The organism is Aurantiacibacter rhizosphaerae, assembly GCF_009807005.1.
Lineage (GTDB): Bacteria > Pseudomonadota > Alphaproteobacteria > Sphingomonadales > Sphingomonadaceae > Alteraurantiacibacter > Alteraurantiacibacter rhizosphaerae.
Map to the genome: position 1 here is coordinate 42741 of NZ_WUBR01000002.1, position 21473 is coordinate 64213.

At 60.8% G+C, this 21473-nt stretch carries 23 protein-coding genes and 1 tRNA gene; 16 read left to right on the top strand and 8 right to left on the bottom strand.

Going from position 1 to position 21473, the window contains the following annotated elements:
* Positions 1-15 precede the first annotated feature (15 nt).
* The 3 genes from era to lepB are packed head-to-tail and all read right to left on the bottom strand — an operon-like array spanning position 16 to position 2401.
* Positions 16-936, bottom strand: a complete 921-nt coding sequence (gene era, locus GRF63_RS07730) for a GTPase Era (protein ID WP_419865954.1) — start codon at positions 934-936, stop codon at positions 16-18.
* Positions 933-1604, bottom strand: a complete 672-nt coding sequence (gene rnc, locus GRF63_RS07735) for a ribonuclease III (protein ID WP_160485470.1) — start codon at positions 1602-1604, stop codon at positions 933-935. Before rnc ends, era begins: the two co-directional genes overlap by 4 nt.
* Positions 1601-2401: a signal peptidase I gene (gene lepB / locus GRF63_RS07740; RefSeq protein WP_160485471.1), complete on the bottom strand. Its 801-nt coding sequence runs from the start codon at positions 2399-2401 to the stop codon at positions 1601-1603. The genes rnc and lepB overlap by 4 nt, the downstream gene beginning before the upstream one ends.
* 237 nt (positions 2402-2638) lie before the next feature.
* Between lepB and pgi the strand changes: the two genes are divergently transcribed.
* From pgi to gorA, 4 genes are all read left to right on the top strand, one after another.
* Positions 2639-4153, top strand: a complete 1515-nt coding sequence (pgi, locus tag GRF63_RS07745) for a glucose-6-phosphate isomerase (protein ID WP_160485472.1) — start codon at positions 2639-2641, stop codon at positions 4151-4153.
* 313 nt (positions 4154-4466) lie between these two features.
* The gene (locus GRF63_RS07750) at positions 4467-5849 is read left to right on the top strand and encodes a DEAD/DEAH box helicase (protein ID WP_160485473.1); all 1383 of its coding nucleotides are present in this window, start codon (positions 4467-4469) and stop codon (positions 5847-5849) included.
* 117 nt (positions 5850-5966) lie between these two features.
* On the top strand, positions 5967-6983 hold the full coding sequence (locus GRF63_RS07755; RefSeq protein WP_160485474.1) for a hypothetical protein: 1017 nt from the start codon (positions 5967-5969) through the stop codon (positions 6981-6983).
* Positions 6984-7077: 94 nt separating this feature from the next.
* Positions 7078-8427 carry a glutathione-disulfide reductase gene (gene gorA, locus GRF63_RS07760; RefSeq protein ID WP_160485475.1) on the top strand — a complete coding sequence of 450 codons (1350 nt, stop codon included), beginning with the start codon at positions 7078-7080 and terminating at the stop codon, positions 8425-8427.
* A 22-nt stretch (positions 8428-8449) separates the two neighbouring features.
* Here gorA and GRF63_RS07765 read toward each other — a convergent pair whose 3' ends face one another.
* The gene (locus tag GRF63_RS07765; RefSeq protein WP_160485476.1) at positions 8450-9028 is read right to left on the bottom strand and encodes a hypothetical protein; all 579 of its coding nucleotides are present in this window, start codon (positions 9026-9028) and stop codon (positions 8450-8452) included.
* 114 nt (positions 9029-9142) lie between these two features.
* Between GRF63_RS07765 and GRF63_RS07770 the strand changes: the two genes are divergently transcribed.
* Together GRF63_RS07770 and GRF63_RS07775 are read left to right on the top strand one after the other, a co-directional pair.
* Positions 9143-9586: a DUF488 domain-containing protein gene (locus GRF63_RS07770; RefSeq protein WP_419865959.1), complete on the top strand. Its 444-nt coding sequence runs from the start codon at positions 9143-9145 to the stop codon at positions 9584-9586.
* Positions 9587-9618: 32 nt separating this feature from the next.
* Positions 9619-10155, top strand: a complete 537-nt coding sequence (locus tag GRF63_RS07775; protein WP_160485478.1) for a DUF421 domain-containing protein — start codon at positions 9619-9621, stop codon at positions 10153-10155.
* On the opposite strand, the gene aroB is transcribed toward GRF63_RS07775, so the two are convergent.
* Together aroB and GRF63_RS07785 are read right to left on the bottom strand one after the other, a co-directional pair.
* A complete protein-coding gene (gene aroB / locus GRF63_RS07780; protein WP_160485479.1) occupies positions 10152-11261 on the bottom strand; it encodes a 3-dehydroquinate synthase in 1110 nt (369 codons plus the stop codon). The genes GRF63_RS07775 and aroB overlap by 4 nt on opposite strands.
* Positions 11252-11827 (bottom strand): shikimate kinase, encoded by a 576-nt coding sequence (locus tag GRF63_RS07785; protein ID WP_160485480.1) that lies wholly within the window; start codon positions 11825-11827, stop codon positions 11252-11254. Before GRF63_RS07785 ends, aroB begins: the two co-directional genes overlap by 10 nt.
* Before the next feature lie 122 nt (positions 11828-11949).
* Between GRF63_RS07785 and GRF63_RS16675 the strand changes: the two genes are divergently transcribed.
* From GRF63_RS16675 to GRF63_RS07805, 5 genes are all read left to right on the top strand, one after another.
* On the top strand, positions 11950-12075 hold the full coding sequence (locus GRF63_RS16675; RefSeq protein WP_272914660.1) for a hypothetical protein: 126 nt from the start codon (positions 11950-11952) through the stop codon (positions 12073-12075).
* Entirely contained in the window at positions 12072-13928 is a 1857-nt protein-coding gene (locus GRF63_RS07790) for a hypothetical protein (protein WP_337189634.1), read from the top strand. The genes GRF63_RS16675 and GRF63_RS07790 overlap by 4 nt, the downstream gene beginning before the upstream one ends.
* A 4-nt stretch (positions 13929-13932) precedes the next feature.
* The gene (locus tag GRF63_RS07795) at positions 13933-14811 is read left to right on the top strand and encodes a tyrosine recombinase (protein ID WP_160485481.1); all 879 of its coding nucleotides are present in this window, start codon (positions 13933-13935) and stop codon (positions 14809-14811) included.
* A 10-nt stretch (positions 14812-14821) separates the two neighbouring features.
* Positions 14822-15781, top strand: a complete 960-nt coding sequence (locus GRF63_RS07800; RefSeq protein WP_160485482.1) for an acetyl-CoA carboxylase carboxyltransferase subunit alpha — start codon at positions 14822-14824, stop codon at positions 15779-15781.
* A gap of 129 nt (positions 15782-15910) precedes the next feature.
* Positions 15911-17383, top strand: a complete 1473-nt coding sequence (locus tag GRF63_RS07805) for a M48 family metalloprotease (RefSeq protein WP_202131657.1) — start codon at positions 15911-15913, stop codon at positions 17381-17383.
* Between the two features lie 122 nt (positions 17384-17505).
* Here the strand turns inward: GRF63_RS07805 and GRF63_RS07810 are convergent, their stop codons facing one another.
* Positions 17506-17676 (bottom strand): Flp family type IVb pilin, encoded by a 171-nt coding sequence (locus GRF63_RS07810; RefSeq protein WP_160485483.1) that lies wholly within the window; start codon positions 17674-17676, stop codon positions 17506-17508.
* Positions 17677-17779: 103 nt separating this feature from the next.
* Positions 17780-17935 carry a Flp family type IVb pilin gene (locus GRF63_RS07815; RefSeq protein WP_160485484.1) on the bottom strand — a complete coding sequence of 52 codons (156 nt, stop codon included), beginning with the start codon at positions 17933-17935 and terminating at the stop codon, positions 17780-17782.
* A gap of 103 nt (positions 17936-18038) precedes the next feature.
* On the opposite strand from GRF63_RS07815, the gene GRF63_RS07820 reads away from it, so the two are divergent.
* From GRF63_RS07820 to folE, 5 genes are all read left to right on the top strand, one after another.
* A complete protein-coding gene (locus GRF63_RS07820) occupies positions 18039-18446 on the top strand; it encodes a (deoxy)nucleoside triphosphate pyrophosphohydrolase (RefSeq protein WP_337189635.1) in 408 nt (135 codons plus the stop codon).
* Positions 18447-18493: 47 nt separating this feature from the next.
* Positions 18494-18570 (top strand) — tRNA-Arg (locus GRF63_RS07825).
* Positions 18571-18758: 188 nt separating this feature from the next.
* The gene (locus GRF63_RS07830) at positions 18759-19244 is read left to right on the top strand and encodes a hemerythrin domain-containing protein (protein ID WP_160485485.1); all 486 of its coding nucleotides are present in this window, start codon (positions 18759-18761) and stop codon (positions 19242-19244) included.
* A 27-nt stretch (positions 19245-19271) separates the two neighbouring features.
* Entirely contained in the window at positions 19272-20816 is a 1545-nt protein-coding gene (locus tag GRF63_RS07835) for a phospholipase D-like domain-containing protein (RefSeq protein WP_337189636.1), read from the top strand.
* The gene (folE, locus tag GRF63_RS07840; RefSeq protein WP_160485486.1) at positions 20809-21417 is read left to right on the top strand and encodes a GTP cyclohydrolase I FolE; all 609 of its coding nucleotides are present in this window, start codon (positions 20809-20811) and stop codon (positions 21415-21417) included. Before GRF63_RS07835 ends, folE begins: the two co-directional genes overlap by 8 nt.
* Positions 21418-21473 lie beyond the last annotated feature (56 nt).

The window sequence follows — 21473 nt, forward strand, 5'->3', positions numbered from 1 at the left end:
GCGCGATCGTTTCGCTCACTTTACCCAGTCGAGGCCGATTTCCTCGTAAACTTCGCGGTTTTCGGCCCATTTCTCGTCCACCTTCACATGCAGGAACAGGTGGACTTTCACGCCGAGGATATCGCTCAGTTCCTTGCGCGCGGCCTCTCCGATTTCCTTGATGCGTCGGCCACCCTTGCCCAGTACGATGGGCTTCTGGCTGTCGCGCGAGATGACGATCTGCTGGCGCACCTCTACGCTGCCATCCTTGCGCACTTCATAGCTTTCGGGACGCACTGCCGCATCATAGGGCAGTTCCTCGTGCAATTGCTGGTAAAGCTGTTCGCGCGTCACTTCTGTTGCCAGCAGACGCTCGCTGGCGTCCGACACCTGGTCTTCGGGATAATGCCACGGACCCTCGGACATCAGGCCCGCCAGCGAATCCTTCAATTCGGGAACACCATCACCCGTCAGGGCAGAGATGAAATACACCTCGCTGAAATCGGCAAGCGCGTTCAGTTCCTGCGCCAGTTCCAGCAGCGGCTCTTTCTTCGAACGGTCGACCTTGTTGAGCACCAGGATCTTGCGCTCCTTGCGATCCTTCAACTGTTCCACCAGCGGCATCAGTTCATGCCTACGCTGCTTAATAGGGTCCACCACCAGCAGCACTGCATCGGCCGCCACCGCGCCTTCCCAGGCCGCGCTCACCATCGCCCGGTCCAGCCTGCGCTTGGGTTCGAAAATGCCCGGCGTATCCACCAGGATCATCTGCGCCGTGCCGTGCAACGCAATACCCAGCAGGCGCGCCCGCGTGGTTTGCGCCTTGGCGCTGGTGATGGCGACCTTCTGGCCCACCAGCTGGTTCACCAGCGTTGATTTGCCCGCATTGGGCGCGCCGATCACGGCCACCACGCCGCATTGGGTTTTGGCATCTGTCATATCAGCGTTCTGGCTCATCCGTATTTCTCCATGAACAGCCGCGCAGCCTCTGTCTCGGCTTCCCGCTTGCCGCCGGCTGTGGCTTTCACCGCGCCCACATTGTGCACGCTGACCTGCACGGTGTAGAGGCGATTGTGATCGGGGCCCGACGTATCGGTAACTTCGTAATCGGGCGGGCGGCGCTGATTGCCAGCGGCCCATTCCTGCAACGCGCTTTTGGGGTGCTTGCGGCGTCCGGTGCTGCCGTCGAACACTTCGCGCCACAGCGCGCGGATCAGATCGCGCGTGGCATCAAAGCCTGCATCCAGAAAATTCGCGCCCAGCAGCGATTCCATGATGTCGCCCAGCACATTGTCACTATCCTGTGCGCCGTCTTCTCTTGCCTGTTTTCCCAACCGCACGTGGGCGGAGGTGTTGATCGCACGCGCGCGCCCGGCGCAGGTCTGCTTGCTGACCAGCGCGTTCAACCTCTGCGCCAGCTTGCCCTCTGCGCTTTGCGATTGATCGTAAAGCCAATCTGCAATCGTCAGCCCCAGCACGCGGTCTCCCAGGAATTCCAGCCTGTCGTAATCCTTGGCCTCGCCAGTGCTGCCATGGGTCAAGGCCTCGTGCCAGATGGCCTCGTTGCGGATGGTGAAGCCGTGCTGTTCCAGCCAGCTTCGCGTCCTTGGCTCCAGCGAGCTCATATGCCCTTGAAGATCCGGTTCCAGCGAACGCCATTGCCGTAAGACCAGTACATGAAGCTGGCTTCGGCGACGAGGTTCTCTGTCGGCACCAGGCCGACCCAGCCGCCCGAAACCGTGGCCCGGCGGCTATCCTGCGAATTGTCGCGATTGTCGCCCATCATGAACACGTGATCATCCGGCACGATGACAGGCGCGGTATTGTCCACGCCAACAACCCCAAGGTCCAGCACGTTATAGCTCACGTCATTGGGCAGCGTTTCGCGGAATTGGGGGTAGCGGCAGGCGGGCGTGCCATCGTCCATCTGCATGGCAAAGCGGCCGGAATAGCAGCGATCCCCGTCAGCCAGCTCGACGATGAAATCCTCCACCCGCTCCTTAGGCACGGGCTTGCCGTTCAGATGCAGTTGCCCGTCGATCATCTGCACGGTGTCACCCGGCAGGGCGATCACGCGCTTGATATAGTCGGTCTTGTCGATCGGATGTTTGAAGATCGCCACATCGCCATGTTCCGGCAGGGTCGCGAAGATGCGCCCGTCGCCTACGTCGATATCGAAGGGCAGAGAATAGCGCGAATAGCCGTAGGACCACTTTTGCGCGAACAGGTAATCACCCACCAGCAGGCGCGGCATCATGCTTTCGGAAGGGATGTTGAAACTGGTGAAGAAGAAGGTGCGGAAAATCAGCACCACCAGCACCAGCTTGATCAGGAACCAGCCGAAGCTCTTCCAGTCTTCCTTTTCCTCGACCTTTGCCGTTTTGGGCTCGGTCACTTCGCGCGGGGTTACAGTGTCAGTCATCGGCGGCGGTCTTGTTGCCACAGCGCGCCTTCGTCAAGCATGGCTTTGCGCGGCAGCGCGAAATTGACGGCTAATGTGGAACACATGGAACACTGTCCTGAGGGGAAAAACACGGGCCAGCGCAAAACCCCTCGGCCACAGGCATGGGGCGGGGCGGGAAGGGCGGTATTTGCGGTTTTCATTCATGGCCCAAGCGACTAGCCAGCAATCTCACCGGTAGGAAAGGAATCGCCCCTAGTGACTAAGACCCGCGACGAAGCCTGGAAGGCACTGGCCCTCCATCCCGATCCCACGCTGGTGGAATTGTTTGCGGATGATAAAGATCGGGTGGCCAAGCTTTCGGCCAGGCTGGAACTGGCGGAAACTGGCATCCTGTTCGACTGGTCCAAAACGCACCTGACCGACAGCCTGCTGTCCGATTTTGAAGAACTGGCGGCGGCATCCGATTTCACCGCCATGCGGCGCAAGCTTTTCACAGGCGAAGTGGTGAACCCCACGGAGAACCGGGCGGCAGAACATTCCGCCCTGCGCGGCGTGGGCCTGGATACCAGCGTGGAGGAGGCAGAGGCACTGCGCCATCGCATGATGTTGCTGGTGAACGCGATCCACGATGGCGCGATGGGAGAGGTGAAGCACCTCATCCACGTCGGCATTGGCGGCAGCGCGCTTGGTCCGGCGCTGGCGGTGGATGCGCTGGGGCGTGATGCGCCCAAGGTGGATGTGCACGTCGTCTCCAACATCGATGGCGTCGCGCTGGAGGAAGCGTTCGAGGCCTGCGATCCGGCCACCACGCTGATCGCGGTTGCATCCAAGACCTTCACCACGATCGAAACCATGACGAACGCGCAGTCGGCGCTGAAATGGCTGGCCGATAGCGGGGTGGAAGACCCAACCGGCCGCGTGATCGCGCTGACCGCTGCGCCGGAAAAGGCAGTGGAATGGGGCGTGGACGAAACCCGCATCCTTCCTTTTGCGGAGAGCGTTGGCGGGCGGTACTCGCTCTGGTCCAGCATCGGCTTCCCTGTCGCGACTTCGATTGGCTGGGACGAATTTGAGCAGGTGCTGGCAGGCGCTGCCAAGGTGGATGAGCATTTCCGCGATACGGACGGGCGCGACAATCTGCCGCTGCGCGCTGCCTTTTCGGATCTTTACTACCTGCGCCTGCGCGGCTGCCAGACCCGCGCTGTGTTCGCCTATGACGAGCGTTTGCGCCTGCTGCCGGACTATCTCCAGCAGCTGGAAATGGAATCCAACGGCAAGCGCGTGACCGTGGATGGGCAGCCGAGCGGCCCCACCGCGCCGATCACATGGGGCGGGGTGGGCACCGATGCCCAGCACGCCGTGTTCCAACTGCTGCACCAGGGCACGCACCTTGTGCCGATAGACTTCATCGCCAGCGTGGAGCCGGGCGATATGCTGGATGCCGCGCACCACCACATCCTGCTGATGAACTGCTTCGCGCAAGGAGCCGCGCTGATGTCCGGCAAGCAGAGCGACGATCCGCACCGCAGCTATCCGGGTGATCGCCCGTCTGCCACCATTCTGTGTGACGATCTGGACCCGGCCACCTTCGGCGCGCTGATCGCGTTTCACGAACATCGCGTTTTCGCCGCCGCCGTGATGCTGGATATCAACCCGTTCGATCAGTTCGGCGTTGAACTGGGCAAGGACATGGCCAAGAAGATCGAGGCAGGCGGCGAAAGCTTTGATGCCAGTACGGAAGCCTTGCTGAAGGCTGCCGGCCTCAATTAATGCAGGCCGGGTGCGGCCATTCTTCACAATTGAAGATGGCCGCACCCAAAGATTTACGCATGCAGGGCCGTATCGCGGCGCGTAATGATCGAACCCTTTCTTGAAATAGATTGACTTTTGCGGGTCTGTCGCCCAAATGGCGTCCATCGAAGCGCGCGCCAGCGTGAAGTGGTTGTAGCGAGAAAGCTGCAAACCCCGGCAGCCCTTCGGTCCTTTTCCCTGAGACTTCCCTTTTCACGCGGGTCGTTTTGACACCCGCGCCGCGCGAGCTGTAGCTATGCGCGCCGCATATTTTGCGAGTTCAATACTACACATGACTATTCAATTTTCCGATCTCGGGCTGTCGCAGCCGGTGATGCAGGCGCTCGACATGCAGGGCTATAAAGAACCTACGCCTATCCAGGCGCAGGCCATTCCGCCCGTGCTGGAAGGCCGTGACCTGTTGGGCATCGCGCAGACCGGCACCGGCAAGACCGCCGCATTCATGCTGCCCAGCATCGACAATCTGCGCAAGGCCGACAACCAGATCCCGTTCAAATCCTGCCGCATGCTGGTTCTCGCCCCGACGCGTGAACTGGCCGGGCAGATCGCCCAGAGCGCCAAGGATTACGGCGCACTGGCTGGCCTGAAGGTTCATTCCATCGTCGGCGGCACATCCGTGAACAAGGATCGTAACAAGCTGCATCGCGGTTGTGACATTCTCGTCGCGACGCCGGGCCGCCTGCTGGACCTTATCGACCAGAAGGCCTTTAATCTCTCTGGCGTGGAAATCTTGATCCTGGACGAAGCGGACCAGATGCTGGATCTCGGCTTCATCCATGCGCTGCGCCGCATCAGCGAACTGGTGCCCAGCGATCGCCAGACGCTGTTCTTCAGCGCCACGATGCCCAAGCAGATCAAGGAGCTGGTGGGCAAATATTGCCATGATCCGGTCACCGTATCGGTCACCCCCGCAGCCACCACGGCAGAGCGGATCGACCAGTATCTGTTCATGGTTCAGCAGGACGAGAAGCAATCGCTGCTCGAACTGATGCTGTCGGAAAAGCACGAGGTGCCCGGCAAGTTCGAGCGTGTCCTGATTTTCACCCGTACCAAGCATGGCGCGGATAGGATCGTGAAGAAGCTGTCGCAGGTGGGCATTCCCGCCAACGCCATTCACGGCAACAAGAGCCAGCCCCAGCGTGAGCGCGCGCTGAGCGAGTTCAAGCGCGCCAAGACGCCGATCCTGGTGGCCACCGATGTGGCCGCGCGCGGTATCGACATTCCCGGCGTCAGCCACGTGATCAATTACGAACTGCCCAACGTGCCAGAGCAATATGTCCACCGCATCGGCCGCACCGCGCGTGCCGGCGCCGATGGTGTGGCGATTGCCTTTTGTGCCGAGGATGAACGCGCATATCTGAAGGATATCAACAAGCAGACCGACGCCACGTTTGAGCGCCTTCCCCTGCCGGATAACTTCCGTGCCGTGGTGGAAGGCGTTGGCCCCACCAAGCCTGCGCCAAAGCAGCAGCGCCAGCGGGTTAACCCAAAGCCGCGCGGTGCATCTGCAGAGCGTGGCGATGGTGCCAAGGGTGGCCGCGGTCGCGGTGGCTCCAAGCCCGGCGGACCGCGTCGCTCCGGCGGCCCGAAGCAGGGCGGCGGACAACGTCGCGGCGGCGGTCGTGGCCGCTCGCAAGGCTCATCGCAGGGCTGATAGCTCCACCGGCCGGTTTTCCCGGTCGGCAACAAACTGTCTGAAAAGATAGTCCAATCTTAACCATGCGCGCTCTAGGACATTCGTGTTTCAGGGCGCGCAAGGTTAGGACTATCGATGATCAGGACGAAGACCGCCATTATCATTGGCGCAGGTGCCGGTGTCGAAATAGAGATGCCGGGCGAGCGTGAATTGCTCAGCAAGATCGCCCACGGTTTCGATTTCCAGCGCCTGGGTTCTGATCTGCAAACGCGCGAGATGCAGGATTTTGACGCGCTTTTCAAAAAGGTAAAAGGCGAAGGTGACAAGCTGCGTGAAGCAGCCCTTCGCATCCGCGCCGGTTCACGGCTCACCAGTTCGATCCACGCCCTGTTGCAGCAGCATGGGGAGGACAAGCACGTATTGGCCGTGGGCAAGTTGGCCATTGCCTATTACACGCTGCAGGCCGAACAGCAGTCCGCCATGGAAGCAGAGCCGCGCGATCCGGGCGAAATGCCCTTTCGCGGTGCCGAGAACTGGCTGTTCCAGCTTGGCCGCATGGTGGTGGACGGTGTCAGCCGATCGCGCGCGCAGAACTGCTTCGACAATCTCCACATCGTGAATTTCAACACCGATCGCTCTATCCAGCATTACATGCCGTGGGTGCTGCATTCAGGCTTTGGTATGCCGATCACCGAAGCGCAGGCAATCTGTGCGGAGAAGCTGAACGTGGTGCAACCCTTCGGCCGTGCCGGACGCCTGGACTGGCAGACCGGATCGGAGCCAGTGGCCGCCTGGGGCGAGGAAAAGCCGGGCAATTTCTTCAAGGTGGCAGAGACTGTTCGCACGGCATCGGAATTCAGCGAAGATCGCCAACTGAAGGCGTCGATGCACAGCGGTATTTCCGGTGCTCGCCGCCTGGTGTTCATCGGCTTCAACTTCAATTCGCTCAACACCTCTTTGCTTTTTCAGGAAAAACTCTCCCACGGGCCAGAAACGCTGGTGGCGCTGGGCGAGGATGAATTGGGCCGCGCCGATGGCATTCGCCGGCTGCTGAAGACAAGTGCAGGCATCGCGCCAGAAATGCTGCTGACGATGCGCTTTGGCCCCAGCTGGCAAATGCTGGCGGATAACGATCTGCTGCTAGAAAGCTGATCGCCTGCGCGCAAAAGGTTCGAAACCCTTGCCCGCTGCCGAACGTATGGCCATGGACCATCACGTTAACCCACAGCAGGAGCATTTCGCGCCAATGTCCGAATATGATTATGATCTTTTCACCATCGGCGCAGGGTCCGGCGGCGTGCGCGCCAGCAGGGTTTCTGCGGGACACGGCGCAAAAGTTGCCATTGCAGAGGAATTTCGCGTCGGCGGCACCTGCGTAATCCGCGGCTGTGTGCCCAAGAAGATGCTGGTTTACGGCGCGCATTTTGCCGAAGATCTGGAAGATTGCCAGAAGTTTGGTTGGGAGATCGAGGGCGCCACGTTCAACTGGAAAAAGCTTCGCGATAACGTGCTGGCCGATGTGGACCGCCTGGAGGGTGCCTATACCAACACTCTGGAAAGCCACGATGTCGAAATCTTCAAGGAACGCGCCAGGCTGACCGGGCCGCATGAGGTGACTTTGGAGAGTGGGCGCAAGGTTACGGCGAAGCATATTCTGATTGCCACGGGCGCGCGGCCGCGCATGCCGGAGTGCCAGGGCGCGGAACATGCGATCAGTTCGAACGAAGCCTTCCATCTTGATGAGATTCCAAAGAAAATCATTATTGCAGGTGGCGGTTACATCGCCAATGAATTTGCCGGTATCTTCAATGAATTCGGCAGCCAAGTAACCATAGTGAACCGCGGCGACAGATTGCTGCGCAGCTATGACGAGGCCGTGCGCGACCGCCTGCTACAAATTTCAATGACCAAGGGCATCGCTTTTAAATTCAACACGATTTTTGAATATATCAAGCCGTGTGACGATGGCGGCTATTTTGTCAAAATGTCGGATTGCGATGAAGAGCATGTCGATTGCGTGATGTTCGCAGTGGGCCGGATTCCGAACACTGAGGGCCTGGGATTGGACGATGTGGGCGTGGAGCTGGGCGAGGGCGGCGAAATCGTGGTCGACCGCTTCAGCAAGACCAGCGTGGACCATATTTACGCCGTCGGCGATGTGACGGATCGTGTGCAACTCACCCCCGTTGCCATCCGTGAGGGGCAGGCCTTTGCCGATACGGTGTTTGGCGGTCATGAACCCATCGCCGTGGATCACGGCTGCATTCCCAGCGCGGTTTTCAGTCACCCGCCCATCGCATCTGTCGGCATGACGGAGGGCGAGGCCAAGAACCAGCTTGGCTCTGTAAAAGTGTATCAGTCGGATTTCCGCCCGATGAAAAACGTGCTGGCGGGGCGCAATGAGCGATCGCTGTTCAAGATGATCTGCGATCCCAGCAATGACAAGATCGTGGGCATCCACATGATCGCGCCCGAAGCGCCGGAAATGATGCAGGCAGCGGCAATCGCCGTGAAAGCCGGGCTGACGAAAGCCGATTTCGATGCGACCGTGGCCATCCATCCCACGATGGCGGAAGAACTGGTGCTGATGAAGTAGGCGCGCCAGCAACGCGCCTACTTCATCGGAAGATGCCGGGCTCCCGCTCTCCGCGTGCGGTTGGCCCATCGGGCGGCGCCAATTTGCGGCTTGCGCGCTTCATGGCATCCTTGTCAGGCATCGTCAGCGGTGCGCCGTGCCGGATGGCAAATTCGATGTGGCGGGCGGCGACGATAAGATAGGCATCGTCCATTCGCTCATGACTTATGGCGATATCGGCCTTGCCGATGAAGGCAGCCGATGGCTGGATATGCAGCCCGTCCCAGGGCAGCAGGATCGGTGACTGGAAATAGAAATTGGGGCGGCGGGGCCGGATCGAAAGCCCTTCGCGATGCACGCCGATACGCTGCGCAAAATATCGCCCGAAGCGCAGGTTCAGCATGTCGTGAGAGGGGACGTTCGACACAAACACGACGCCCATTGCCTCCGAAGCGATTTCGGGCGGCAATCCATATCTTGGTGTGAACCGGGCGAACCAGCGCCACGGGACAAGCCTTGTTCTCACCATCATCGTCATGATGGCCAGAAAGACGCCGAGGCCCATCGCCAAGGAAAGGCCCCGGCTGACGATGTCACCGATCTCACCAAGAAGTTGCAGCATTTCCCCGTCTCGCGCTGTTCGACGCAGTGGATATCACGGTAAGGAAACCACAGCGTTAATGCGCAAGTCCGCACGTTTGACCATTGCAGGGCGACGTGCGACGGTTTGCCGATGATAGCCATCACAACCATCGGTTATGCCCACGCCACGCAAGACGCGCTGATCGCCGCGCTGCGGGAGGCGGGAGTTGAACTGCTCGCCGATATCCGCGCCCTGCCGCTTTCACGCCGTGCGGGCTTCTCCAAAACCTCTCTGCGTTCAGCGGTGGAGGCGGCGGGCATGGAGTATCGGCATTTCAAGCACCTTGGCACCCCGAAGGAAGGGCGAGATGCGGCACGCAAAGGCGATTATGCGACGTTGCGCCGTGTCTATGAAGGTCAGCTTGAGCTGCCCGAGGCGCTGGCGCAGATGGCCGAGATACAGGCGCTGGCCACCGAGAAGCGTATCTGCCTGCTATGCTATTGCGAAGAAGCGGAAAAGTGCCACCGCTCCCTGCTGATCGAGCACGCATTTGGGGATGCCAATGTCACCCATCTGCATGCCGCCATGCCCGGCTAGGCACGGAACCGTGCGCCGAGCGTTGAGGGCGCATGTGGTTTGATAGCTGGACGGACATCGGGCGGATCGCCCTCACGACGCTGGTAATATATGCGGCGCTTATCGGCATCCTTCAGGTTGCGGGCAAGCGAAGCATCGCCAAGCTCAATATTTTCGATCTGGTGGTGACGGTGGCGCTGGGTTCTATCCTGGCCTCCGTCATGCTGACCAAGGCCCTGTCGATTGCAGACGGGCTTGCGGCCTTCATCGTGCTGGCGTTCCTGCAATGGCTGGTGAGCTTTGTCTCCGTGCGTTTCGGATGGTTCAAACAGGTCATCCGGTCGGATTCCCGCCTGCTGCTGAAGGATGGCAAGTTCCTGGAAGCCGAAATGAAGGCGGAGCGGGTAACACACGGCGAGATAGAGGCCGCCATTCGCGGAAAGGGCCATGGGGAGATCGAGAAGATTGCCGCCGTGGTGCTGGAATCCGATGGCAGTTTCAGCGTTATCGAGGGGCTTCCCGCCAGCCAGTACAGCGCGCTGGACCGGATGCTGAAGGGCGATACCGATACCGAAACCGGCGGGTCTTAATGAGCCTGTAGCTGCTCGCCCAGGAACGCGGCGATGTCCGCCATATCCACCTGTTTATCAACGAATGCCTGCCCGATCCCGCGCAGCAGGATGAAGGGCAGGGTGCCTGCATCCATCTTCTTGTCATGCAGCATGTGCGCGGCCAATTGATCGCCGGAACATTCCAGCCCCAGCGATGCGATTTCCGAACGCAGCCCGGCCTTGTCTATGGCGGCAGTGATGCGCGCCGCATTGTCCAGCGAAATATACTCGCGCCGCGCGGAATAGCGCGCGGCCAGCACCATGCCCAGCGCCACGGCCTCCCCATGCAACAGCGCGTCGGAAAAACCCGTTTCCGCCTCCAGCGCATGGCCGAAGGTGTGTCCAAGGTTTAGCAGGGCACGCGTGCCGGTGGTTTCGCGCTCATCCTCGGCAACGATGCGCGCCTTGGCCTGCACGCTTTGCGTCACGGCATATTCCAGCGCCGCCGGATCGCGCGCGGTCACTTTCGCGCCGTTTTCTTTGCACCATTCAAAGAAGGTGCGATCCCCAAGGATGCCGTATTTGATCACCTCTGCATAACCGGCGCCCATTTCACGCGGGGGGAGGGTATCCAGCGTGCCCGTGTCTGCCAGCACCAGAGCAGGCTGGTGAAATGCGCCGACAAGGTTCTTGCCCGCTGCGGTGTTGATCGCCGTCTTCCCGCCAACGGAGCTGTCTACCTGGGCCAGCAGTGTGGTGGGGATCTGCACGAAACCGCATCCACGCTTTAACACCGCAGCGGCAAAACCCGTCAGATCGCCAACCACGCCGCCGCCCAGCGCAAAGATGTGATCGCCGCGCTCCACTCCGCGTTCCAGCAGCCAGTCCAGCAGCTTTTCCAGCACGCCCCAGCTTTTCGCGCCTTCTCCAGGCTGCGTGATGAACCAGTCGATGGAAACGCCCTTGGCAGCCAGCGCATGTTCCAGCTGCTGGCCGTGGGCGCGATGCGAATTGCGATCTGCCACGGCGGCCACGCGATCCTTGCGGATGAAGCCTTCTGTAAGCTCGCCTGCATTGGCCAGCAGGCCGTGGCCGACTTGCACATCATAGCCGCGCCCGGCCAGTTCCACGCCGATTACAGCCATCGATCAAGCTCCTCCAGAATACGGCCAACTGCCACCACATGCGGGCCGGCATCGCTTTGCACCTTGATCGGCGCCTGCGCATAGGCAGGCTCCCGATCGGTTTTCATGCGGGTTACGATCTCGCGGGTGTCACCGTCACGCAGCAGGGGGCGCTTGTCATTGCGGCTGACGCGTTCGACAAGGGTTTCCACATCGCTATCCAGCCACACCGTGATCCCGCGTTCCAAGATCATGGCACGGGTTTCATCTTGCACGAAAGCGCCGCCGCCCGTGGCGATCACACAGTCGCCGCCCTTTTCTTCCAGCAGGCGCGCGATGACGCGGCGCTCTCCATCGCGGAAATAGCGTTCTCCGAACAGGTCGAAGATTTCCGGAATGGTCATGTTGGCAGCGTCGGCAATTTCCTCGTCCGCGTCGACGAAATCCATTTCCAGCACCGATGCGAGCTTACGGCCCACGGTGGATTTGCCCACGCCCATCATGCCCACCAGCACGATGGGGCGCGTGATGCGCTGGCGAATGGTGCGGATCGTCGCATCATCGGGTAGGGGCGTGGCAATGGTCATTGCCGCAAGGCCTATAGTTGGGCTAGTCGCGCTGGCAAGCACGAGCCGCTTTTCAGTGGCCAAGGCGAGCTTTGTGGCTAAAGTTTTCAGCCGGGGATTTTCAGAAGGTGTCGAAACGGCGGATGACGATTGTGGTTTTATGTGTTCTGGCGATCGCCGTGATACTGGGCGTGGCATGGTACGATGGCGGGCGGCAGGAGCAGCGCCTGATCGTGGAGCCTGTTTCGATGACGGAGAGCAATTCGTGAAGCGCGCCGTTTTGATGGTGACCGCGGCGGGCCTTGCGCTCACCTCCTCGCTGGCCATGGCAGGCGGGCCGGAAGACCTCTTGCCGCCGATGTTCCGTGATCCCCCGCCGCAGCAGCAGCCAACGCCAACGCCGGCGCCTTCGGCCAGCCAGACTGCCCGGCCTGCGCAGCCTTCCACCCCGGCGCCCACCAGCAGCGGCGAAGTGGTTCAACCCTTGCCCAGCGGTGGCGGCCAGTCCTCCTCCTCATCCACCCCGCGCATTGCCCTGCCGGCGGATTTCCCGTCCCTGGCAGAGATCAACGCGATGGAGGATGACGAGGTCAACGAACTGCTGGGCCTGCGCCCCAAGTTCGATATTCCCGCCGCTGCACGTCGCGCGGTGGAGAAGGTGGGTATTCTGTCGCAGGCGGAGGGCGGCTTTCCCGCCGGCTCCTTGAGAAATCAGCCCGGTGCGCTGGTGGCAGCCACATTGCAGGCCAGCAATGGTCCTGTCGCATCGCGCTGGGGGCACATCCTTCTTCGCCGCGTGCTGGCCAGCAGGCTGGATGCGCCGCGCGGGCTGGACCCCGTGGCCTTTGCCGCGCTTCGGGCGCAGGCGCTGAATGCGATCGGGGAAGATGCCGTGGCGCGCAGCCTGGTTCAGGATATCGACGGCTCGCAATATAATCGCGCGCTGGCCGATGCAGCGTTTGCGGCATATCTTGGCACGGGCGATATCCTCGGCATGTGCCCGGTGGCCCGCTTGCAGGGCGATCTGCGCGAGGACGGCGAATGGGAACTGCTGAAATCGATCTGCTCCGCCTATCTTGGTGAAGCGCGCAGCGCAGACCGGCGTTTGCAGCGTGCATTCGGCACCGGAGTGGCAGAGGAAATCGACGTGCGACTAGCGCAGCGCTATGCTGGCGCTGCAGGAGAAGCGAGCCGCGCGGTGAATATCGAGTGGGACGGCGTCGATGCGTTGTCTCCGTGGCGATATTCCCTCGCGCGGGCCGTGGGAGAGGACATTCCGGAAAGCCTGACGGCGGATCTTGATGCTGACTACGCCATTTCCGATGTGCTGATCCCCGCAACGCCGCTGCTGCGGCGCGTGGAAGTGGCCGATACGGCAGGCGAGCGCGGCGTGCTGTCCTCCTCCGCGATGGTCGATCTCTATTCGCAATTGTGGGCCAGCGATCTTTACGATGCTGCCGACAAGGGCACGGCCGCGCAATTGCGCGAGGCTTATGTGGCGAACTCTGCCGCTCAGCGGTTGGAGGCGATGCGCTCATTGTGGGGTGACGAGGGCGATTATGGCCGCCTTGTCCTTACCGCCTATGCCGCGGCGCGCCTTCCTGTAACGGAGACAATGGCAGACGATGCCGCAACGCTGATCGCATCCATGCTGTCTGCAGGGCTTGACCGCAATGCCATGCGGTGGAGCAGCGTCGTGCCGGAGGGCAGCCAGGGCTGGGCGCTGCTGGCGCTAGCACAGCCGGACATACAGGGCGCCGTAGATGGCGGCGCGGTGGACGAGTTTCTGGACAATGATGGCAGCGCGGACATGCGCCGATCCGCCTTCCTGGTGGCGGGCCTTGCCGGGCTAGGCCGTCTGGAAGCGGACGATCTGGAGGATTTCACCGATCGACTTGGCCGGAACCTGTCGCGCCGCAGCGCCTGGAGCGACAAGATCTCCCGCGCGGGCGAGCTTGGCAATTCCACGCTGGTCGCCATGTTGGCCGGGCTGGGGATGCAGGGTTCAGGCTGGGACCGGATGACCCCGCGCCACCTCTATTTCATCGTGCGCGCGCTGAATGCGGCGGGTCTTTCGGCAGAGGCCCGGATGATCGCGGCGGAGGCCGTTGCGCGCGGATAGCCTTGTGGCACATGCGATAGACAGCTTTCTGGCCATGCTGGCGGCAGAGCGCGGCGCGGTGGAAAATACGCTGGCCGCCTATCGCAGGGATCTGGAGGGCAGCGAGGAAGCCGTTGGCGATCTGGCCACGGCAGGCCGCGATGATCTGGCGAAACTGACCGGCATCTGGGCCGATCTTGCCCCGTCCACCGTGGCGCGAAAGGTTTCCGCGCTGCGCCAGTTCTTCGGCTTTTGCATCGATGAAGGGCTGCGCGAGGACGATCCCTCCACCGTGCTTCCCCGCCCGCAGGCCCGCCGCCCGCTGCCAAAGGTGTTGGGCCATACAGAGATAGAGGCCTTGTTCCAGCAGGCAGAGACGGAGGCGCAGGCAGGCCGCCGGCCCGGTGTGCGGCTGCTGGCGCTGCTGGAACTGCTTTATGGCTCCGGCCTTCGCGCAACGGAGCTTGTCGCCTTGCCCGTTGCCGCCGTGCCGCGCGATGCGCCGTTTTTGACGATCACGGGAAAGGGCGGGCAACAGCGCATGGTGCCGGTATCCCGCCGTGCGCAGGCCGCCGTTGCGCGGTGGATGGAGGTGCGCGAAAGCGGATCGCCCTTCCTGTTTCCATCGCGGCAATCGCACATCACCCGCGTCAGGCTGTTTCAGCTGGTAAAGGATCTGGCCGCGCGCGCCGGGCTGGACCCTGCAAAGGTTTCGCCGCACGTGCTGCGCCATGCCTTTGCCACCCATCTTCTGGAGGGTGGGGCGGATCTGCGCATGCTGCAAACCATGCTGGGCCACGCCGATATCGCCACCACGCAGATCTATACCCACGTCGACTCCGCGCGCCTTGTTGCACTGGTGAATGAACGGCATCCCCTTGCAGCGGAGCGCGGGGCGCGGTAGCGGCCTTGGCATGACTTCATACCTCGAATTCGAGAAGCCGGTTGCCGAACTGGAAGCCAAAATATCCGACCTGCGCAAAGCCGCGGGCGAGGATAGCGATGTCGATATTTCAAACGAGCTGAAGCGGCTTGAATTGAAAAGCGCGCAGCTTCTGGAAAACACCTATCGCGATCTCTCTCCGTGGCAGAAAACGCAGGTTGCGCGGCATCCTTCTCGCCCGCACTTCCACGATTATGTCAGCATGGGTTTCACCGATTTCATGCCGATGGGCGGGGATCGGGCCTATGGCGATGATCAGGCGATCATGGGCGGACTGGCGCAGATCGACGGCCGCAAGATCGTGCTGATCGGCCATGAGAAGGGCAATGATACCGAAAGCCGCATCCGCCACAATTTCGGCATGGGCAAGCCGGAGGGGTATCGCAAAGCCATCCGCTTGATGGAGTTGGCAGACAGGTTCGGCCTGCCGGTGGTCACCCTTGTGGACACTTCCGGCGCCTTCCCCGGTATCGAGGCGGAAGAGCGCGGTCAGGCTGAGGCCATTGCCCGCTCTACCGAGGCGTGCCTTGCGCTTGGCGTGCCGCTGATCGCTGCGATCGTGGGCGAGGGCGGCTCTGGCGGCGCAGTGGCCTTGGCCAGTGCAGAGCGGGTTCTGATGTTCGAACACGCCGTATATTCCGTCATCTCGCCGGAAGGTTGCGCCTCAATCTTGTGGCGCACGGCGGAAAAGGCACCGCAGGCGGCAGAGGCGATGAAGATGACCGCGCAGGATCTGGCCAAGCTGGGCGTGATCGACAGGATCGTGCCGGAACCCATGGGCGGTGCGCAGCGCGATCCGCAGGCAGCCGTGGCGAACCTTACAAAGGCCATCGGTGAGGAGCTGGACGAACTCTCCGGCCTCAGCAGCGAAGAGCTGCGTCGCAAGCGTGAGGATCGCTTCCTGGCCATCGGACGCGAGTCGCTTCAATAGGCTGATCTGATAGTTAGCGGGCAGAAGTAAGGGCCGGTTTCGGGAACATCCCGCCGCTATTGCGGTTTTTCGGGATAACCAGTGCAAACCTCGGTTTGTATTGACGCAATTTCCCCGGAGGAGGCCCCAATGCCAATCAAGAAATTCCGCAAATTCACTGCCATGGCTCTTGCCGGGGCTGCTTCGCTTGCCCTTGGCGCATGCGCCAGCATTCCCGGCGCCAATGTCGCGCCAGGATCACCCATCACGGCGGAGGAAGCGCAGGTTGGTGCGCAGTATCACGATCAGTTCGTGGCGGAGTTCGGCGGCGAGATGACCGGACCCTACGCCCGCTATGTCGAGCAGGTAGGCTCCAACATCGCCGTGCAATCGGGCCTTGCCACCCGGCCAGATGCGTTCGACGTGACTTTGCTGAATTCCAGCGTGAACAACGCCTTCGCCGTTCCCGGCGGATATGTTTACGCCACGCGCCAGCTGGTGAACCTGATGAACAACGAGGCAGAGCTTGCCGCCGTGCTGGGGCATGAGGTTGGCCACGTGGCTGCCCGTCATTCAGCCCGCCGCCAGGAAAAAGCGCAGCGTAACCAGCTGCTTGGCCTGCTCGGCGCAGTGATCGGTGGCGGTCTGCTGGGCAGTTCGGATCTCGCGCAGCTCAGCCTGCAGGGATCGCAGCTTGCCACGCTCAGCTATTCACGCAGCCAGGAACTGGAGGCCGACCAGCTTGGCATCCAGTATCTGAACCGTGCCGGATATGATCCGCATGCGATGGCCACGCTGCTCACCAGCCTGGCCGCGCAGAATCAGCTGGATGCGCAGTTGCAGGGACGCGGCGATGCCACCATTCCCGCGTGGGCATCGACTCACCCCGATCCTGCCAGCCGCGTGCAGAATGCACTGCAACTGGCGCAAGGCGGCACCGGCGTCATCAATCGCGACACGTTCCTGAACCGAATCGATGGCATGGTTTATGGCGATGATCCGGCACAGGGCGTGATCGAAGGGCGGCAGTTCATCCATCCCGAGCTGCGCCTCAGCTTCACCGCGCCGCAAGGCTTTTACATGGTGAACGGCACCCGGGCGGTTACGATCAATGGCGATCAGGGCCGCTCTCAGATGACGGTGGGCCAGTTCAATGGCGATCTGAACAGCTATGTGCGCGATGTGTTCACCAAGCTGGGTGGGGAGCAGCAGCAGGTCACGCCGTCCAGCATTGAACGCACAACCGTGAACGGACTTCCCGCCGCCTATGGCACCGCGCGCGTCAACAATGGGCAGCAGCAGGTGGACGTTACTGTCTTCGCCTACGAGTTCAGCCCCAACACGGCCTATCACTTCATGTCGATCACCCCTGCAGGACAGGCAGGCACGTTCAATTCGCTGTACCAGTCGATGCGTCGGATCAGCGCCAGCGAGGCAGGCGCGGTGGTGCCACGCCGCGTTGACGTCGTGACAGCGGGCCGCGGCGATACGGTGCGATCGCTGGCCAACCGTATGGCTTATACCGATGCACAAGAAGCGCGCTTCCGCGTGTTGAACGGGCTATCTGCCAGCGATCAGATCGTGCCGGGCCAGGAATACAAGCTGGTCATCCGCTCAAACTAAGACAGATCGACACAACGAAAAACGGGCCGACGCACTGTCGGCCCGTTTTTATTTTACCAAACTGGCAAACAAAAAGGGCGCCAGGTTTCCCTGACGCCCTTTCTTGAACTAGGTCAGTCGACTTAGATCGAGTTATCCAGCTTGGTCGAAACCGTGCCGAACGTGTCGTCCAGGCTGTTGCCCAGGCTCTGCATTGCAGTGATGGCAGCAACGGCGATCAGGGCAGCGATCAGGCCATATTCGATGGCGGTGGCGCCCTGTTCGTCACGGATCATGTTCTTGAAGAAGGTCATTTGTAGTCTCCTGGTTAAGGTCTTCGGTTCCCGGCTCAACCGGAGTTTTCCGAGAGAGCGATTTGGTTTCTACGTATGATGTGTTGAGAAAGTGCTAATCACATCAGATATTGTTTGCGTTATCGAACTTCGTCTCCACGCCAGACCACATCTCGGTCGATTCATTGGCGAAGTCCTGCAGCGCAACGATCATGCCGATCACGATAAGGCCGGCGATAAGCCCGTATTCTATGGCGGTCGCACCCTGGGTATCGTGCATCAGACGCTTGATGAATTTCTTCGCAGACAATGCCGGTCCCCTAAGTAAAGTACGACGACCATGGGTTTTGCAGCATTGATTTAACAAAACCTTTCAACGGCAGGTGAAAGTGGAAAATAATCCGACATGGATGCTGGTGGTTGCACTGGCGCTGTTCGATAAAAGCGGCCGGATCCTGCTGCAGCAGCGATTGCCCGGAAAGCATCATGGCGGCCTGTGGGAGTTTCCCGGTGGCAAGGTGGAAAGCGATGAAACACCAAGGGTTGCCCTCGTACGGGAGATTGAGGAGGAGCTGGGCCTTCACCTGGAGCCCGGCAGCCTGACACCGGCCTTTTTCGCCGAAGAACCGGGCGATCGGGCCGTTGTACTAAATCTTTACACCGCATCCTTCGAAGGCGGGGAACTGGTTGGCCGGGATGGGCAGGCGTGGGGCTGGTTCGCGCATGAAGACGCCGCCAATCTGCCGCTTGCCCCCATGGATCGGCAACTATTGGCCTTTCTCCACAGATAGGCCCTTGCCAAGCTGCAAAGGCCCGCTTATGTGCCCGCCTCTCAAGTGCGCCAGTAGCTCAGCTGGATAGAGTACCTGACTACGAATCAGGCGGCCGGAGGTTCGAATCCTTCCTGGCGCACCAAGAAAGCCCATCCCCGCAAGGGGGTGGGCTTTTTTGTTGGTGCGGGGGTGTGTGCGGGCGCGGATCTAATGGGAACGCCGCCTTGCGACATGCGAACTTACCCCCTTTGGTCCATTCGGGCCGCGTGTCCGGAACCCTCCATCCGCTCACCTGTTCAGTCTGCAACAACCAAACAGGAGTTCCCCGACATGTCCGATGATATTTTTGCCCGCCTGAAGGAAGATCACGAATCGCATCGCAAGATTCTCGATCAGATGGCCGAGACCAGCGGCGAGAGTGACGAGCGCAAGGAACTGCTGGAACAGTTCACCAAGGAAGTGAAAAGCCACGCCGCAGCGGAAGAGCAGGCTTTGTACTCCACCATGCTGCGCAAGCCGCCCACCACAGACATGACGCGCCACTCCGTTGCAGAACATCACGAGTTGAACGAACTTCTGAACGATCTGGCTGCGCAGGACATGTCCTCATCCGCATGGATGGCTTCCTTCAAGAAGCTGGACCATGATTACCGCCACCACATCAACGAAGAAGAGGAAGACCACTTCCCCGAATTCGAACCCTATCTGACCGAAGAAGACAGGCAGCACATGCGTTCCGTCTTCGATCGCCGCAAGGCCGAGGAAAAGGACGAAGCCAAAGTCACCCCCGAAAAGATGGAAGACGCCAAGGAATAGTGACTGGACGTTTGAAGGGGAGGGCTTGTGGAAAGGCTTGAGAAACGCGTCGAGGGTTTTCACGATACCTCGATCGAGACGGGCGTGTGGCGTTATGCCCGCGCCCAACGCGTTCGTGTGGTTATCGACGGTGCGGATTATTTCGATCTGATTCAGCAGGCGATGCTGAAGGCGCGCCAGCGTATTTTGCTGATTGGCTGGGACTTCGATACCCGCATTCACCTGCAACGTGGGCGTCGCTGGTGGCAGAAGGGCTGGCGTCGCCAGTACCCATCTCGCCTGGGCAGCTTCATCGTGTGGCTAAACAATCACCGCCCGGACCTGGAAATTCGCATCCTGAAATGGAGCTATGGCTTCCTGAAATTCTTCGGGCGCGGCGCGATGGTGTTCGATCTGATTCGCTGGTCACGCCACCGCCGGATAGATTTCAAGTTCGACACGGCCCATCCCGTTGGCTGCTCACATCATCAGAAGCTGGTGATCATTGATGACGATTTCGCCGTGTGCGGCGGGATCGACATGACAACGCGCCGCTGGGACACGCGGGAACACATTGAGGTGAACGAGGATCGCACGCAGCCCAATGGCGATCTTTATGGCCCATGGCATGACCTGACGATGATGATGGAGGGTGACGTTGCCGTGGAACTGGAACGGCTTGGCCGGGCCAGGTGGGTGCGTGCAGGCGGGAAGCCGCTGTCCAAGCTGAAGGAAGACAAGGGCAGCGCCTGGCCGGACAAGCTGAAACCGCATTTCGAAGATGTCGAAATCGGCATCGCCCGCACACGCGCCGCCTATGACAATGATCCCAAGATCGACGAGATCGAGCAACTCTACATAAAGCAGATCGCCGAGGCGAAGCACTTCATTTACGCCGAGAATCAGTATTTCACCTCTCGCACCATTTCCGAAGCGATTGCGAAGCGGCTGTCGGAGCCCGACCCACCAGAAATCGTGATCGTCATGCCGATCAGTGGCGATGGTTGGGCAGAAGCTGCCGTGATGGACCCGGCGCGCGCCGAGTTGATGGAAGCGCTGGAGGAACTGGACAAGCATGACCGCTTCCACCTCTACGTTCCATTCACCGGCAAGACGCCGATCTATGTCCATGCAAAGCTGTTCATCGTTGATGACCGGATTTTGCGCGTCGGCTCTGCCAATATGAACAACCGGTCCATGGGGCTGGATAGCGAATGCGATGTGTTCATCGATTGCGATCGTCCCGGCAATGACAAGGCCGAGCCGGTTATTCGCCGCATTCGCGAATCGCTGCTGGCGGAACACTTGGGCTGTTACGAGCAGGATGTGCCGCTGAAGATCGAGAAGAACGGTTCAATTGCCGGAATGATTGCCAGCATGGGAGACAGGAATCGCCGTCACTTGCGGCCGTTGCACCCCGGCCGGCATGAGGAATGGAGCCGCGAATTGGCCGTGCGCGAGACATTCGATCCTGAAGAGCCGGAAGAGCTTTTCGAGTTCGATGCCTCCAAACGTGGCCTTTTCCATCGCGGCGGCCTATTGGCCAAGGCGCGTAACAAGCTGAAGAGAAGGCGCGACAGGGCGAATGAGTAGTCTGGTAGGTCCCGATGAGGACGATCCCCGCGGCAAGCCCGCGGTTCCCGAACATGTGCAGGATGCGATCCGCACGCTGATAGAATGGGCGGGCGACGATCCAACGCGTGAAGGCTTGCTGGACACGCCAGCACGCGTGGCACGCGCGTGGAAGGAATATTGCCTGGGTTACAACGAAGATCCAGCGCACCACCTTGCCCGCGTGTTTGAGGAAGTGGGCGGTTATGACGAGATCGTGCTGCTGAAGGATATCCCGTTCCAGAGCCATTGTGAGCATCACATGGCCCCGATCATCGGCAAGGCGGCCATCGCCTATCTGCCGACCGATCGCGTGGTGGGAATATCGAAGCTGGCCCGCGTTCTGCACGGCTATGCCCGGCGCCTGCAGGTGCAGGAGCGGCTGACGGCAGAAGTGGCGCATTGCATTCAGGAACATCTGAACCCGCGCGGCGTGGCCGTGGTGATAGAGGCCAGCCATGCCTGCATGACGGCGCGCGGCGTGCGCACCCCCGGTGTCAGCATGGTCACCAGCCAGGTGATGGGCACATTCCGCAAGGATTCCAAAAGCCGTGAAGAAGTCCTGAAACTGATGGGCTACTGATCAGCGGCACGACAAGCGGCGCCCTTGGGCCGATGAAGACATTTAATTGAAAGGAA